The sequence below is a fragment of the Thalassococcus sp. S3 genome, assembly GCF_004216475.1.
GTDB lineage: Bacteria > Pseudomonadota > Alphaproteobacteria > Rhodobacterales > Rhodobacteraceae.
The window spans coordinates 1947317-1963557 of record NZ_CP022303.1 but is presented as its reverse complement, the minus strand read 5'-3'; the positions used below and the strand labels follow the sequence as shown (position 1 = coordinate 1963557).

16 protein-coding genes are annotated in these 16241 nt (G+C 66.5%); all 16 read left to right on the top strand.

Annotation, left to right across the window (positions count from 1 at the left end):
* Window positions 1-5: 5 nt before the first annotated feature.
* The 16 genes from CFI11_RS09735 (at window position 6) to CFI11_RS09660 (ending at window position 16235) form a co-directional block, all read left to right on the top strand.
* Window positions 6-1064, top strand: coding sequence for a phage protease (locus tag CFI11_RS09735; RefSeq protein ID WP_130405404.1), 1059 nt, complete (start codon window positions 6-8; stop codon window positions 1062-1064).
* The gene (locus tag CFI11_RS09730) at window positions 1061-1498 is read left to right on the top strand and encodes a hypothetical protein (RefSeq protein ID WP_130405402.1); all 438 of its coding nucleotides are present in this window, start codon (window positions 1061-1063) and stop codon (window positions 1496-1498) included. Before CFI11_RS09735 ends, CFI11_RS09730 begins: the two co-directional genes overlap by 4 nt.
* Window positions 1499-1510: 12 nt before the next feature.
* Window positions 1511-2407: a Mu-like prophage major head subunit gpT family protein gene (locus tag CFI11_RS09725; protein ID WP_130405400.1), complete on the top strand. Its 897-nt coding sequence runs from the start codon at window positions 1511-1513 to the stop codon at window positions 2405-2407.
* An 11-nt stretch (window positions 2408-2418) separates the two neighbouring features.
* On the top strand, window positions 2419-2793 hold the full coding sequence (locus tag CFI11_RS09720) for a hypothetical protein (RefSeq protein ID WP_130405398.1): 375 nt from the start codon (window positions 2419-2421) through the stop codon (window positions 2791-2793).
* Window positions 2794-2888: 95 nt separating this feature from the next.
* Window positions 2889-3317, top strand: a complete 429-nt coding sequence (locus tag CFI11_RS09715) for a gp436 family protein (RefSeq protein WP_130405396.1) — start codon at window positions 2889-2891, stop codon at window positions 3315-3317.
* Complete coding sequence (locus tag CFI11_RS09710; protein WP_130405394.1) at window positions 3317-3751, top strand: hypothetical protein; 435 nt, start codon at window positions 3317-3319, stop codon at window positions 3749-3751. The genes CFI11_RS09715 and CFI11_RS09710 overlap by 1 nt, the downstream gene beginning before the upstream one ends.
* Window positions 3748-3936 (top strand): hypothetical protein, encoded by a 189-nt coding sequence (locus CFI11_RS09705; RefSeq protein ID WP_130405392.1) that lies wholly within the window; start codon window positions 3748-3750, stop codon window positions 3934-3936. The genes CFI11_RS09710 and CFI11_RS09705 overlap by 4 nt, the downstream gene beginning before the upstream one ends.
* Window positions 3937-4866, top strand: a complete 930-nt coding sequence (locus CFI11_RS09700; protein WP_130405390.1) for a hypothetical protein — start codon at window positions 3937-3939, stop codon at window positions 4864-4866.
* Window positions 4845-5057, top strand: coding sequence for a hypothetical protein (locus tag CFI11_RS09695; RefSeq protein ID WP_130405388.1), 213 nt, complete (start codon window positions 4845-4847; stop codon window positions 5055-5057). The genes CFI11_RS09700 and CFI11_RS09695 overlap by 22 nt, the downstream gene beginning before the upstream one ends.
* Before the next feature lie 6 nt (window positions 5058-5063).
* On the top strand, window positions 5064-5393 hold the full coding sequence (locus tag CFI11_RS09690) for a phage tail assembly chaperone (protein ID WP_130405386.1): 330 nt from the start codon (window positions 5064-5066) through the stop codon (window positions 5391-5393).
* Window positions 5394-5395: 2 nt separating this feature from the next.
* Window positions 5396-5755 (top strand): DUF1799 domain-containing protein, encoded by a 360-nt coding sequence (locus tag CFI11_RS09685; RefSeq protein WP_130405384.1) that lies wholly within the window; start codon window positions 5396-5398, stop codon window positions 5753-5755.
* Complete coding sequence (locus tag CFI11_RS09680) at window positions 5752-8316, top strand: phage tail length tape measure family protein (protein ID WP_130405382.1); 2565 nt, start codon at window positions 5752-5754, stop codon at window positions 8314-8316. Before CFI11_RS09685 ends, CFI11_RS09680 begins: the two co-directional genes overlap by 4 nt.
* A gap of 1 nt (window position 8317) precedes the next feature.
* A complete protein-coding gene (locus tag CFI11_RS09675) occupies window positions 8318-8977 on the top strand; it encodes a hypothetical protein (RefSeq protein WP_130405380.1) in 660 nt (219 codons plus the stop codon).
* Window positions 8978-8980: 3 nt separating this feature from the next.
* A complete protein-coding gene (locus tag CFI11_RS09670) occupies window positions 8981-9670 on the top strand; it encodes a hypothetical protein (RefSeq protein WP_174843492.1) in 690 nt (229 codons plus the stop codon).
* Window positions 9667-10077 (top strand): hypothetical protein, encoded by a 411-nt coding sequence (locus CFI11_RS09665; protein ID WP_130405378.1) that lies wholly within the window; start codon window positions 9667-9669, stop codon window positions 10075-10077. Before CFI11_RS09670 ends, CFI11_RS09665 begins: the two co-directional genes overlap by 4 nt.
* Entirely contained in the window at window positions 10077-16235 is a 6159-nt protein-coding gene (locus tag CFI11_RS09660; RefSeq protein ID WP_130405376.1) for a hypothetical protein, read from the top strand. Before CFI11_RS09665 ends, CFI11_RS09660 begins: the two co-directional genes overlap by 1 nt.
* Window positions 16236-16241 lie beyond the last annotated feature (6 nt).

Below are 16241 nucleotides of genomic sequence, written 5' to 3'. Positions count from 1 at the left end.
GCCTCATGAACACTGTGCCCAACATCATCGCAGCGATGTCTGCCCTCGATCTGTCGGTCACCGCCGCCACGGGCGCGCCGGACTGGGTGCATCTGCTCCCGTCCGGCGCAGGTGGTCGGATCGACACGAATGACCGGCGCGGCCCCTACATGCTCGCCGATCAGGCCGCTCTGATCACCCGCTCGCTCCCCGAAGGCGAAAAGCTTCCCATCGACGAGAACCACGCCACCGACAAGGGGGCCAAAACCGGGGCGCCTGCGCCAGCCGTGGGCTGGATCGTGGCGCTGCAATCGCGCGCCGACGGGATCTGGGGCAAGGTCGAATGGACCAAGCGCGGCCGCGAGCTTGTCCAGGACAGGGCTTACCGGGCGATTTCCCCCGTCATCACGCATGACGAAGAAAAGACGCTGCATCGCCTCTTGCGGGCGAGCCTCGTGAACACCCCCAACCTGCGCGGCCTGGTCGCGCTTCATGCAGAGGAACCGGAGATGAGCTTCACGCAGAAGCTGGCCAAGACGCTTGGCCTGAAGGACGATGCGACCGAAGAGGCGATCCTCTCGGCCGTGGGCAAGATCGGCGGCAATGTCGCCACGCAATCCCAGCTCGATGAGATCGGCACGGTGCTGGGCGTCGAGGCCGGCGGCGATACCGCGGCCCTGGTGACGGCGGCGCAGTCGATGGCAGCAACCGCGGATGGCGATGCCGACACGATCAAGGCGCTGCAGAGTTCGATCAAGGATATGGGCGCGACGCTCAAAACGCTGACCGAAGGCGGCAAGCGCAAGGCGGCGGAAAGCTTCATCGATGATGCGATGAAGGAAGGTCGCGCGGGGCTGAACCAGACGGTGCGCGACAAGTATATCGCGCTCCACATGGAGAACCCGGAGCGCACCGAGGATCTGATCGGCGCGATGCCGGTGCTCGGCGGTGCGCTGATCACAACCGGAGCGCCCAAGGACGGCAAGACGGTGGCGCTGAATGCCGAGCAGCTGCAGGTCGCGGCCATGCTGGGCCAGAGCCCGGAAGACTACGCAAAAATCCTGAAGGAGGATGAGGGACAATGACGGCTCTCACAGAGGATCGCAACACGCCGGAGGCCCTTGGCCCGATGCGTGTCGGCCCCGCGAAATCCGACGCGGTGGTCTATGTCGGCGCGCTGGTGATGCGCAACGCCAACGGCTTTCTGACCGAAGGTGCGTCACAGCCCGGCATGGTGGGCGTCGGCCGCTCCGAGGAGCGCGTCAACAATACCGGCGGCGCCAATGGCGACGTGACCGTGAAGTACAAGCCCGGCACGTTCCGCTATGCCAATTCGGCCGGCGGGGATGAAATCACAACCGCCCATGTCGGCGATCTTGTCTACATCGTCGATGACCAGACGGTGGCGCTGACCGACGATGCCGGATCGCGCTCGCCGGCGGGCTTCGTCGACATGGTCGATAGCCTGGGGGTCTGGGTGCGCTTTGACGAAGCGCTTGCCCTCGCCGCCAGCGCATAAGGAGAGCTTCTCATGATCATCAACGCAGCAACGCTGAACGCCATCCGGGTCGGTTTCAACGGATCTTTCCGCCGGGGCCTCGGCCAAGCGGAAAACGAGATGGCGCGGATCGCGACCACCGTGCCCTCCTCCACCAAGGAGAACAAGTATGGCTGGCTGGGTAAGATCCCCAACATGTCGGAATGGATCGGCGCGCGGACCATCCACGGCATCGCCGAGCATGACTATGCCATCAAGAACAAGTCCTTCGAGCTGACCATCGGCGTCGATCGCGACGATATCGATGATGACAATCTGGGTGTCTACGATCCCCTCTTTGTCGAGATGGGTGAAAGTGCGCGCTCGCACCCGAACCAGATGGTATTTGATGCCCTGCAAAATGGCTTCACCAACGAATGCTATGACGGGCAGAATTTCTTCGATACGGATCATCCGGTGCTCGATGAGAACGGCGCCACCATCACCGTTGCCAACACCGATGGTGGCGCCGGCACGCCCTGGTTCCTGCTCTCGACGAAGCGGGCGCTCAAGCCGATCATCTTCCAGACCCGCAAGGCGGCGGAGTTCGTGGCCAAGGATCGCGTCACCGACGACAACGTCTTCGACCTGAAGGAATTCCGCTACGGGATCGATGCTCGCTACAATGTCGGCTACGGCTTCTGGCAAATGTCCTGGGGCTCGCGCCAGACGCTGAACGCCGACAATTACAAGGCGGCACGCGCGGCGATCATGGGCATGAAGGGCGATTACGGTCGCCCGCTGGGTCTGATGCCGGATCTTCTCGTGGTGCCGCCGACGCTTGAAGGCGAGGCCATGGAGATCCTGAACGCGGAGCGCAACGCGGCCGGTGAGACCAACATCTGGAAGGGCACGGCCGAGCTGATGGTCACGCCCTGGCTCGCCGCGTAAGGCGCGCTGAGATGGCCCGCAAATCCGCAGCCCGTCTGACATTGGAGGTCCAGGCCGAAACCCTGGGCCTCCAATATCCCGCCAACATCTCGAACAAGAAGCTGGCCGCGCTGATCGCCGAGGCGGCCGAAGCCAACCAAGCGGCTCAGGAGGCCGGTCCGGGTCTCACCGAGCTCACCACGCCGGCGCCGGCGCCAGGGGCGGGCGATGAGCCGGATGGCCTGAAGGTCACCGGCCCGAAGCAGGGCCGCTGGCGCGCGGGGCTGTATTTCACCCGTGAGGCGCGCGTGCTGCGGCTGGCGGATCTGACCGATCAGGAGGTCACCGCTCTGGACGGTGATCTCAAGCTCGATGTGGTGCGCTGCCACGTGGACCAAGACGACTGAACCCGGCGGTGGCAGCCCGCCGGTTCCCCGCCGCGCGCTGTTCTGGCGGCTCCTCCCCCAGGGCAGCGCGCGGTTTCTGACCGCCGGAGGATGCCATGACCTACACGACCCAGGCCGATCTTGAGACCCGATATGGCACGCGCGAGCTGGTGCGGCTGACCGATCGCGGCGAGGTGGCCACCGATCAGATCGACCCGGCCCCCGTCGCCGCCGCGATTGTCGACGCAGCTGCCCTAATTGATGGCTACCTCGCCAAGCGTTACGCGCTTCCGATGGCTAGTGTGCCGCCCATCATAAAGGGCCTTACCGAAGTCATCGCCTATTACAATCTTCACGGATCGACGCCAGATGAGAAGGCCGACAAAGATCACGATAGGGCGCTAAAAAAGCTCGAGGACATTAAGGACGGCGTAATCGCTCTTCCGATTGCAGGCGTTACGCCAGAACCGACGGGCGATACCGGCGCGAAGCTCACCGATCGCGAGCGGCCCATGACGGCCGACAGCCTCAAGGGCTTCATCTGATGCAGGTGGCCCCTGTCAAAGCGCGCCTCGAGGCGGAGGTTCCGGCCCTGCGGCACCGGGTGGAGACCGCCTCCGGCCTCAGCGACGTCATCCGCAATCGCGCCGCCCCCCAGCAGACGCCGGCCGCTTTCGTGGTCCCCCTGGGGCTGCAGGGCGGTGCCGCCAGCGTCCAGGTCAACGCGTTTCGCCAGGACGTGGTCGATCTCGTGGGCGTCGTGCTCTTCGTGCGTGGCGGATCGCGCACCGGCGACCGGGCGCTCGCGGAGGTGGACGTGCTGATCCGCGAGATCATCCAGTCGCTCATCGCCTGGGCGCCCGATGGCGAGCCGGGCGTCTTCGTGCTCCAGCGCGCCAATATCATCAGCTTCGCCGAGGGCGTGCTGATCTACCAGATCGATTTCCGCATCAACGACGAACTGAGGAAAACCGCATGACGAAGCAAGAGCCACGCCCCCGCCGGGGCGGATCCTATGTACGCGAGCCCGATGGCGAGCTGACGCCGGCCGGCAAAGGCAGCGCCCCCAAACTCCCGCAGAAAGCGGCGGATCCAAAGCCTGAAAAACCCACCGAAAAACCCCCCGTCAAACGGGCCTCAAACGCCAAGTCGAAGGAGGCGTAAATGCAGATCTACGCAAAAGAGCACGTGGTCCTCGCCAAGATCGAAACCACCTATGGCACCGACCCGAGCCCGGTCGGCGGCGACGGCATGGTCGTGTACGATTTCTCGGTCAACCCGATGGAGGGCGAGGACGAGGAGCGCGATCTCGACCTGCCGGATATGGCCGCATCCGGCACGATCCCGAACGGGCTGCATGCCAAGGTCAAGTTCAAGGTGGAGATGGCAGGCTCCGGCACGCCCGGCACCCCGCCGGCCTGGTCTGCCTTCATGCGCGCCTGCGGAGTGGCCGAGACGATCACCGCCACCACGTCGGTCGATTACACGCCTGTCGGCAGCGGGCATGAGAGCGCGGCACTCTATTACTGGAAGGGCACGACCCTGCAGAAGCTCTTGGGCATGCGCGGCACCGTGATGTTCGATTTCACATCGCAGAAGCGGCCGTTTCTGGAATTCGACATGACGGCGCTCTATGCCGAGCCCGAAGAGGAAGCTGTGGTCGAGCCGTCGAGCCTCGGTCTCTTCCAGCGCCCGCTGGCCGTCGGCCTCATTAACACCCCGGCCTTCACCATCGATGATGTGGATCTGCCGATGCGCATGACGAAGTTCACGCTCGCCAACACGGTCGAGGCGCGGCTGCTCGTGAACCTCGAAGAGGTCCGGATCACCGGACGGCGCCCGTTGATCGAGGCGACGGTGGATGCCGTGCCGCTCGGCACGTTCAACCCGTTCGAGAAAGCCGCCTCGGCCGAGGGCGTGCCGCTGATCCTGCGTCACGGCCGGGAGGCGGGCAACATCGTGCGCCTGCGCGCCGACAATTGCCAGATCCTGCGGGTGCCGGAACTGGCCGAGAACCAGAACCAGGTCGAATGGCCGCTCACCCTGCGTCCGCGCGGGAACGGCACCGACGAATGGTCGCTGTTGCTGACGTGAGCGAGGGCGATCCGTTCCGCTGGAGCCTGAAGCCAGGCGAGGCCGTCCGCGTCGGTGACGACGTGGAGGGCATCATCGAGGAGGTGATCTGGAGCCGCGGAATGTCTTCTCCCTTCTACCTGATCGAATGGTGGCAGGACGGGGATATGCGCACCTGGCGGTTCCATGCGGCCGATGTGACAAAGAGGTAAGAGAGCATGTTCAACATCAACCAGAAGCCCACCTTCACGCGCGAGGTGCAGATCCCGGTTCCCGTCGATGACGGGCATGAGAACCAGTCGATCAAGGTGACGTTCCTCGCCCGCCAGGATGCGGAACTGGCGCAGTACAACACGCGGACCCTCGAGGGGCAGAAGCAGATGCTGCGCGACGTGATCCTGTCGATCGAGGATATCGTGGATGATGAGGGCCAGCCGGTACCCTACTCGCCGGGGCTTTTGGAAAAACTCATGTCCTGGACATTCGCCGTCCTGGCGCTTCTGAGTGCCTACAGCAAATCGATGGCGGATGCCCGCCTGGGAAACTGAGGATGGCCGGCCGGGCCTGGGCAGAAGGCCGGCTCCTCAAGGGGCCTGACGCGGAGGATCCGCTGCTCGACCAGGCGCGCCGGTTCGGCTTCGACCTCTCTGCGGAAGACATGCGCCCGGCCGAGGAAGAGCCGGACGGCGTCTGGCCCTGGCACGCGCCGGCCCTGCGCGCCTACGTGATCGTCCAGACGCAATGGCGGTATCTGGTGGGCTTCGGCAGCGCGATGGCGATGGGGCTCGATTACCAATCGGCGCGCGCCGGGCTGGAAATGGCCGGCATCGAGGTGACCCCGGAGCTCTTTTCGGAGATCGGCATGATCGAGCTCGGCGCCCGTGAGGCGCTGAACGGAGATCTGACATGAGCCTGGTTCTGTCCCTCCTCCTGAAGGCCAGCGGCGATCAGGCCGTGGCCGAGGTCCGCGCGTTCCGCAATGAGGTGCGTCAGACCCGTGACACGGTCGCGACCCTGCCGCCGCGGACGCAGGCGGCGACGCGGGCCCAGAACGTGTTCCAGCGGGCGCTCGATGGCACGCGGACGCGGCTGCGCGCCGCCGGTTCGGCATTGTCGGGCTACGTCCAGCGCCTGCGGGGGTTCGGTGGGGCGACGGAGAGCTCGGCCGGCAGCGTCGCCAACCTCGCCGCGCAGTTCAACGATATCGGCGTGATGATGGCGGCGGGCCAGAACCCGCTGCAGCTCGCCCTCCAGCAAGGCACCCAGATCACCCAGGTGATCGGCCCGATGGGCGCGGCCGGCGCCGTGCGGGCCCTTGGCAGTGCCTTCGTGTCGCTGATCAATCCGGTCTCGCTGATCACCATCGGCTCGATCGCGGCGGGCGCGGCGATCACGCAATGGCTGACGTCGGCGAAGGACGATGCGGAGGATTTCAGCGACGCGCTCGATGGCATCACCAGCCGCCTCGACCGGGTCCGCGAGCTGCAGAACATGGATAGCGGCGATCTGCGGGAGCTGTATGGCGCGCTAACAGACGATGTGGTCGCGTTCCAGGAAGATCGAACGCGGCTAAATCTGGAAGCTTTGAAGGCGGATGCCCGCGCTCTTGGCACCGCTCTGGCAGAGGAGCTTCAAAGCGCGACCAGCGGCTGGTTTACCTCTGACCGCAGCGGTGTTCGGGATCTTCTCGGGGTGGAAAGCAGCCGACGCTCGGCACGGACTGGTCGCAGCCAGCAAGATGGCCGTATCGACAGCTTCATCGGCGACGCGCAGGCTCTTGCCAACGAACAGGACCTTTCGCGACAGCTTGATCTTATTGCGGCGTTGGGAGAGAGAATTGATGAGGCCCGAGACGCGCAGGGACAACTCAACTCGCTGCAGTCTACTTACCGGCAGAGCCTGGTAGACGTCGAAGACGCCCTTCGCCAAACCTTGGAGGTTCAGCGTCAGCAGGAGCAGGCCCAGCTTGCGGAGACGGCTGCGGCGAATGAAGCGGCCAACCAGCGCCGGATCGAGGCGGAAGCCGAGCGGGCGAAGGCCCAGGAGGTGCTCACCACGCTGAACGAGCAAAACGCCATCCAACAAGCCATCGCGCGCTCCGGCGAGCAGAGCGCCGAGGTCGCCGATCTCCGGGCCGGGGCCGAGCGGCGGGCGTTCGAGGAGATGCTGGACACGCTGGAGGTCTCCGAGGATCTGAAGGACGAGCTGCGCGCCGCGTTCGAGCGCGGGCAGGATCTGGCCAACGTCAACATGGCCGCAGGCATCTCTGCGGCCGCGGCCGAGGCGCAGAGGCTCGCCGACTGGCTGAACGTGTCGCTGGCCACGGCCACGCGGATCGCGTCCTTCGGGCCGCAAGGCGTGCCGGGCGAGCAAGGTGGCGGGCGCGGCGGGGATCCGCGCCAGATGGGCGGGCGCGCCATCGACTGGCAGACCGCCGATGCCCAGGAGTTTCTGAAGAACTACAAACCGCCTCGCGTCTCCCGTGGCGGTGGCGGCGGAGGTGGCGGCGGCGGGGCCAGTCAGGCCGCGCGCGAGGCGGAGCGGGAGCGCGAGGCGGTCACGGATCTCATCGCGCGCTACAAGGACGAGCTGGCCGTTCTGCGGGAAACCGATCCGGTGCAGAAAGAGCTCATCCGCAACCGCGAGACGCTGACTGCGGCCACCGAGGCCGAACGCGCCCAGATCACCGATCTGATCGCCGAGCGGATCTCCGAAAGCCAGGCGCTCGATGCGCAGCGCGCCCGCTGGGATCTGATCAAGCAGGTCGGCTCCACCGCGCTCTCCGATCTCATCTCCGGCGCCGAGGATCTCGACGACGTGCTGAAGAACGTCGCGGCCTCCATCCTCGACGCGGTCATCCAGGCCCAGCTCTTCGGTGACGGGCCCCTGGGCGGCGGCGGGAGCGGCGGAGGCGGCGGTCTGATCGGCTCGCTTCTGGGCGGTCTTTTGGGCGGCGCGCCGGCGTTCTCCGAAGGCGGAGACGTGAAAGGCCCCGGGACCGGCACCTCGGACGATGTGCTGAGCTGGTTGTCGAACGGGGAATTCGTGGTCACGGCCGAGGCCACCCGCCGCAACCGCGACGTCCTCGAGGCCATGAATGCCGGCGCCTCGATCGAGGACATGATTATGGGCGCCGCCGTGGCGCGGGACGCCACGGGCGGCGCGCTGACGCCATCCTCTGGCGGGGTCGGCTCCACCCCCTTCCTCGAGCCGATCGGCGCGCTGCCCCTCCAGGCCGCGCCGCCCCCGATCCTGAACATGGTGAACGTGAACGCCCAGGCGAGCGGTGCCCGCAATACCGAAAGCGGGGCGCCGGTCATGCATGTGACCGTGGATCTGCGGGGCAGTGTCGGCGATCAGGCGGTCGAGGAGCGCGCCTTCAAGGGCGTGCAGCGCGCGATCGAGGATTACGACCGGCGGATCCTTCCCGTCCGCGTGAACGAAATCACCGACAAACCCTGGAGGCGCTGAGATGGTCATGACCTTCCCGGCTTCGACGGCCGAGTTCATCGAGGAGCTGCCGATCCAGTCCATCACCTTCGACGCTCCGGAGACCGCCGAGATGAGCCAGACCGCCGGCGGCGAGATCCTCACGGCCGATGTCGGCGCCCGGCTCTGGCGGGGCCAGATCGCGCTCGGCCGTATGGATGTGGACGAGGCCAATGGCGTGATGGCCCTGATCGACGTGTTCCGGGGCGCGGGGCGCAGCTTCTACATCCACAATGTGCGCTCACCCTTCCCGCAGATGGACCGCACCGGGAGCATCCTGGGCGGCGCCCAGCCTGAGATCAGCGCGCTGCCGGCGACAGGTCGGGAGATCGCCCTCGAGGGCCTGCCGGCCGGCTATGTCCTGAAGCGTGGCGATCGGCTCTCGTTCGACTATGGCAGCGAGCCCATCCGCACCGCCTTGCACCGCATTGTCGATCGCGAGGTCGTGGCCAATGGCGCAGGCCAGACCGCGCCCTTCGAGGTGGTGCCGCGCCTGCGCGACGGCGCGGCCCTGGGCAGTGCCGTGCGGCTGATCAAACCCTATTGCAAGGCCATCCTCGTCCCCGGCTCGGTCGAGCCCGGCACGCCCCGCCGGGGCCTCACCGAGGGTGTGAGCTTTGCCTTCATCCAGACCTTGAGGTGAGCGATGCGCGACCGGTCCTTTCTCATCGATGCCCATTACGCAGATCGCAAGGCGCGCCTGGCGCGCCTGCTCTTCTGGATCGAGGCGCGCAATCGCGAGACCGATGCCGTGGAGACGATCGGGCTTTGGACCGGGGACGATCACGTGACCTTTGCCATCGATGGCCAGAGCCGCGTCTATTACGGCGCCGGCGCCATCCTCGAGATCGATCCCCTGGTCTTCGAGGAAGGCCTGAACGTGCGCACACAGCGGCTGATCGTGTCGGCGATCGCCCCCGAGGTCGAGCAGATGATCCGCGGCTATGATCCGCGTCTGGCACCCTGCGAGATCCATGTGGCGCATTTCGATCCGGAGACGGGCGCGCTGATCGACGCCCCGGAACGCGTCTTCAAGGGCAACCTCGACAAGGCCCCGATCACCCAGCCGGCCCTGGGCGACGGCGAGGCCACGGCCGAGCTGAGCCTCCTGGGCCCCGCCTATCAGCTGCGCCGCACGCTGCCCCTGAAGAAATCCGATCAGTCCCTGCGCGCCCGCGCGCCCGATGACGGGTTTCGGAAATACACCGATCTGACCGGCGCCATCGATACCTATTGGGGCGAGATCAAGGCCGCGGCCCCGCAAGCCAAACCCGCCGATCCGCCGGCCGAGCCCTCGAACGCGCCGGAAGGCCCGAAGGAGTATGCAGGACGATGACCCGCATCCGCCCCGCTGGCTGGCAGAACCGCCTGATCGCCTATGTTGGACGCAGTGTTCAACGCCCCTTTGAAGAGGGTGTGAATGATTGTGCGCTCTTTCTGGCTGGCGGGGTCGAGGCCATCCGCGGGACGGATTACGCGGCTCCCTATCGCGGCCGGTACCGGACGATCGCCGGCGGGATCCGGATCCTGCGCAAGGCGGGCTTTGACGATCACGTCGCCCTTGCCGCGCATCACCTCGACGAGATCCCACCCGCCTATCTGACCGCGGGTGACGGGGCGATGGTGCGCACGGCCGACGGGCCGGCCCTCGGCATCGTCCAGGGCCATTCGATCTATCTGCTGGGCCGCAAGGGGATGCGTCTGGCGCCCCTCCTCGTGGCCGTGCGGGGCTTTGCGGTCTGATGGCGCCGGTCGGGGCCTTCCTCGCCGGTGCCGGCGGCTTCGGGGCGACCGCCGCCGTCACGTCCTCGGCGTTCCTGAGCTCGGCCTACATCGCGGGCGCCTCGGTCGGCACGTTCTTCACCTCGACCATCCTCGGCAAGCTGCTCACCACGGTGGCGCTCACCGCGTTGCGCATGGCGCTCGTGAAGCGGCCGACCTCCCAGGTGGGCGGTATCCGGACCTCCCGCACCCAGACCGGCGGCACCACCCCGGCCTCGTTCATCCTGGGCGCGCAATATGCCACCGAAGGCCAGCTCGTTGCGCCGCCGATGAGCCATGGCTCGGCCGGCGGCGTGCCCAACGCGTACCTGACCTATGTCGTGGAGCTGGGCGACATTGCCGGCCAAAGCGTCGAGGCGGTCATCCTCGATGGCGAAGCGACCGAGCTTGGCGACACGCCCCATCCGGATTACGGCCTGCCGATCGAGGGCCGCTTCACCGATCATGCCTGGGTCAAGATCTATGACGGCACTCAAACCGCCGCCGATCCGATGCTGCTCGACAAATACGGTGATTACGATGAGCGGCCCTGGGGCGCCGATATGGTCGGCTCCGGGATCCCCTATGCCATCCTGACCTTCAAGTTCAATCGCGAGATCTTCAACGGGTTTCCCAAGGTGCGCTTTGTCTGCGGCGGGATCCCGCTTTACGACCCCCGCCAGGACAGCTCGGTCGGCGGCTCCGGATCGCAACGCTGGGCGGATCCTGCCACCTGGACACCCAGCGCAAACAACGCGGTCCAGATATACAACATCAAGCGCGGCATCGATCTGGGCGGCGGCTATCGCTGGGGCGGCAATGCCAGCGCCGAGGATCTGCCCCTGTCCAACTGGTTCGCGGCGATGAATGCCTGCGATGCGGCCGTCGATCTCGACGGTGGCGGCACCGAACCCGCCTATCGGGGCGCCTACGAGGCCTTCGTGACCGATGAGCCCGCGGACGTGGTCGAGGAGCTCCTGAAAGGCTGCGCGGGTCGCGTGTCGGAAGTGGGCGGGGTCTGGAAGATCCGCGTGGGCGGTCCGGGCCTGCCGGTCTATTTCTTCACCGACGATGACCTGATCATCACCGAGACCCGTGAGCTCGATCCCTTCCCGCAGATCAGCGACACGTTCAACGGGGTTCAGGCCACCTATCCAGATCCGGACGCGCTCTGGCAAACGAAGGACGCGCCGGCGCGCTTTAACAGCGAGTACGAGGCCGAAGATGGCGGGGAGCGGCTCGTGGCCGATCTCCAGCTGCCGGCGGTGCCCTATGCGCTCCAGGTGCAGCGCCTGATGCGCGGCTACATCGAGGATGAACGCCGGTTCCGCCGGCACGTGCTGACCCTGCCCCCCGATGCCGGCGCGCTCGAGCCGCTCGACGCGGTGTCGTGGTCCTCGGAGCATAACGGCTATATCGACAAGATCTTCGAGATCCCCTCATTCATCGACACGCTGGTGCAGGGTAATCCGCGTCTGTCGCTGCGCGAGGCCGATCCGACCGATTACGATTGGCAGCCGGATTTCGAATTGCCGAGCCCGATCGGCTCGCCCCGCGTCGTCATCGCCCCGGAAATCGGCGTGCCCGGCTTCAATGTCGAGGGCATCATCCTGCGCGATGCCGACAACACCGCCCGCCGGCCGGCTCTGCGCATCCGCTGGTCCTCTGCGATCGAGGTGGCGCGCGGGGTGGAATGGCAGATCCGGGTGCAGGGCGCGGCGGAGCTCGCGAGCGAAGGGGCGAGCCAGAACATCACCGCCGGTGAGGCCATCGTCTCCGAGGGCATCCTGCCCCAGACGTATGAGGTGCGGGCGCGCCTCATCACCGATATCCCGCGCGTCTGGACCAATTGGGTCACGGTCGCCGCCCCGGACGTCCGGCTCTCCGCGAAAGATCTGATCGACGAGCTCACCGACAAGATCGATGCGGCCTTCGATCGGCATGACGCGGCCCTGGAAGACGCAACCGGCGCCGTGGCGGAGCTGCGCGACGCAGCCCTCGAGGCGTATGGCCCCCTCGACACCGAAACGTCGCTGACGCAGCGCCTCGATGTGGAAACCGCGCGCGTAGATGTGCAGACCGATCGGTTGGATGTGGAGACTGCGCGGCTCGATGTGCAGACCGACCGGCTGGACGTCCAGGAGGCCAAGGTGGACGTTGCGATCGCGCGGCTGGATTTCGCGATCCCGCAGGTCCGGGATGCCGGCGCTCAGCTCGATGACGTCTGGGCCTTCCTGACCGAACTCGAGCGTGTCACCTTCGCCACCAATGAACGCCTCGTCGATGCCGGCATCTACGTGGATCCCGAAAACGGGACCGTGCGGATCGCCGGCATCGAGGCGACCCGCCAGCGCGTGGCCTCGGCCGAGCTGCGCATCGATGGCGTCGCGGCCGAGATCAGCGCCAAGGCGAGCATCACCTATGTGAACGACGTCGTGAGCAATGCGCTCCTCGATCCGACGCAGATCCCGGTGGTCGATGATCTGAAGCTGCGCATGACGCAGGTCGAGGTCTCGCTCGATGCCGAGATCGGCCGCATCGATCTCTTGACCGACACGCTGACCGTGAATGGCGGTCTGGTGACGATGACAAGCGTGGCGGCTGAGCTCGACAGTCTGAACGCCGCCATCGCCCTGCGCGCCACCCAGGCGGATTTCGATGCGGCGCTGGAGCGGCTGGACGGCGCCGAGATCGTGCTGAACGCGCTCGATGTGCCATCGATCACCCAGACCGTCACCTCGTCCCGCCGGATCTTTGGCGAGGTCGATGATCTCTATGCCGAGAGCCTCGCCGACCTGGTCGACGGGTTCCGGGAGCGTGAGGCGATCCGCGAAGCCAATGCCGCCGCCCGCCAGCAGCTGCGCGCCTTCGTCGATGACAGCTTCGCCGCCGAAGCCGCCGCCCGGCTGGAGCTGAAGGCGGATGTGGACGGTAACAAGGCGCTGATCGTGGCCGAGCAGAAGGCCCGCGCCACGGCTACCGAAAGCCTCGTGAGCGATGTCACTCAGCTGCAGGCCGATCTCACCACGGCCGAGGGCGATCTGGCGGGCACCGTCGAGGCGCTGGAGGAGGTGACGGGCCGGGTCAGTGAGACGGAAGGCTCGATCACCGCCGAGGGCCAGCGGGTGGAATTCCTGGGCGCTGCCATCCGCGATGTGGAGCTGACCGGCGACGATTTCTTCGCCCAAAGCGTGGCCGATCTCTGGGATCAGCAGGAAGAGCGGGACACCCTGCGCGACGGCATCTCCGTGGCACTCCGCTCCGCCCGCGTCTTCACCGAGGCCAAGATCTCGGCAGAGGCGGCAGAACGGGCCTTGCTCGCCGCCGGCCTCGATGCGACCAAGGCCAGCCTCACCGAGGAGCGCCTGGCGCGGGCCACGACCGATGCCGCGCTGGCCCAGCAGATCACCACGCTCAGTGCGGCCCTCGATCTCGCGGAGGATGGGCTTGCGGCCACGTCCACGGCCGTCGAGCAGCTCGAGACACGGGTCACCTCGACTGAGGGCGAGATCACATCGCAGGGCAGCGCGATCACGCAGCTGCAGGCCGACGTCTCGGACGCCGCACAGGCCGCGACCGTAAATGCCGGCGCGATCAACAGCCTGGACGTTCGGGTCAGCTCGGCCGAGGGCGATCTCGACAGTCAGGGCACGGCGATCACAGCGCTCGAGAACCGGGTGACGACGGCGGAGGGCGAGATCGACGGCAACGCCGAGGCGATCACCCAGCTCGATACGCGGGTGACCTCGACCGAAGGCGAGATCACATCGCAAGGCAGCGCGATCACGCAGCTGCAGGCCGATGTCTCCGATATCGCCCAGGAGGCCACCGCCAACGCCGGCGCCATCTCCAGTCTCGACGTTCGGGTCAGCTCGGCCGAGGGCGATCTCGACAGCCAGGGCACGGCGATCACAGCGCTCGAGAACCGGGTGACGACGGCGGAGGGCGAGATCGACGGCAACGCCGAGGCGATCACCCAGCTCGATACGCGGGTGACCTCGACCGAAGGCGAGATCACATCGCAAGGCAGCGCGATCACGCAGCTGCAGGCCGATGTCTCCGATATCGCCCAGGAGGCCACCGCCAACGCCGGCGCCATCTCCAGTCTCGACGTTCGGGTCAGCTCGGCCGAGGGCGATCTCGACAGTCAGGGCACCGCCATCACAGCGCTGGAGAACCGGGTGACGACGGCGGAGGGCGAGATCGACGGCAACGCCGAGGCGATCACCCAGCTCGACACGAGGGTGACCTCGACCGAGGGCGAGATCACCTCCCAAGGCAGCGCGATCACGCAGCTGCAGGCCGATGTCTCGGACGCCGCACAGGCCGCGACCGCCAATGCTGGCGCGATCAACAGCCTGGATGCACGTGTGGTCATCACGGAAAACGCTGTGACTAGCCAGGGCACAGCCATCAACGCGCTGGAAAATCGGATCAGCGACGCCGAAACGGACGCGTCGGCGAATGCCACAGCGATTGATCAGCTTGACACGCGCTTGACCTCCGCCGAAGGCACCATCACATCCCAAAGCAACGCGATCACCCAGCTGCAAGCCGATGTGTTTGACGTGGCCCAGAACGCCACCGCAAATGCCGGCGCCATCTCCAGCCTCGACACGCGCGTGACCTCGACCGAGGGGACGATCAGCTCTCAAAGCACCCGTTTGAGTGCCGTCGAAACCGGCTTGAACAATGCCGACGATGAGATCGAGGCCAACGCCCTCGCGGTCAGCGGTCTCGACGCGCGCGTCTCGCAAAGCGAGGGCGATGTGACGGCTCTGGCCTCCCGCGCCGACGTGCTCGAGGTGGCCGTCCAGGAGGGGCAGATCCTGGTCAATGGATCGTTCAGCCAGGGCGACCTGCGAGGCTGGTCGGAGCTGACCGCGAACGTGAAAGTGCTGGCCCGCGGAGAAGACGCCACAGTGGCCGTCGTGGGCGCCCCGACGCCCTATATCCTGCGGCTGGCCGAAAGCACCGATCCGGTCCAGGGCCGGGCCGCGGCCGGCGTGCCGGTGAGCGCCGGCGAGGCCTTCGAAATCACGCTGCAGGCCGCGACCTGGTCGAACGGTCTGAACACCATCGCCGTGCGGCTTTCCTTCTTCGATGCCGACGGCACGTTCATCTCCGGGATCGAGCGCAGCCGTCAGCTGAGCTCGTCGGTCTGGATCCGGCCGGAATTCGACCGGGTGATCGCCCCGGCGAATGCGGCCACGATGCGGGTCATCCTGCGCCGGAACGCCGGCGGAAACGGGCATAGCTATGTGGCGTCGCTGCGCGTCGAGCGCGTCTCGCAGGCCGCGAACGAGAGCCTCGCCCGGATCGAGGCCGTGGAGGCCGTGAAGGTCGATGCCGACGGCGCGCTGGCGGCGGTGACGCAAGAGATCACCGCGAGCTATGGGAGCCTCACCGCCCTGGCCGAGGCCACGGCCTTCGCGCAGGCCACGGTGGACGGGATCACGGCCGGCTATGTGTTCCGGCTGAACGAGCAAAACGTCTTCGAAATGGTGAGCGTCGATGACGGGGTCGAGGGACCGGTTTCCACGGCGCGGCTGGCGGCCGATTACGTGCAGATCACCGGGCTCACACAGATCGACACGGCGGTCCTAGGCCAACTTGCCGCCTCCCAGGCTTTTATCGACAATCTGACCGTCGGGCGCGGCGAGATCGAGACGGTCCTGGAGAGCGATAACTACGCCGAGGACGGCCAGGGCCTGCCCACCTCCGGCGTGCAGATCGACTTCCAAACGGGCGAGATCAAAACCGCCGCCGAAGCCATCAGCCGGAACATCGTCGCGGCCTCCGGCAGCTTCCCCGTTCAGGCTCAGACCTTCGCCCAGAATGCCGATCTGCGGACAACGCTCGAATGGGAGCTCGTCCCCACCGGATACGAGCTCCCGCTCGATCAGGTCTGGATGCCCTCCAATAAGACATTCCTCGCCTATGCGGCCTATGAGGGCACCGTCTCCGCACCAGGTGGGATCACCGGAAATGACGAGTTCTGGGGCTGCTTTGTCGAGGTGGTCACGGCGGCCCGCTGGAACGGGCCCCAGCAGATCCGGCTCAACATCGAATTCCGCACCAAGGGCGTGACCGGCATCTCCGCCGGCAACATCCGCTGGGTGCTCTATCAGGTCACGTAAGGGGAG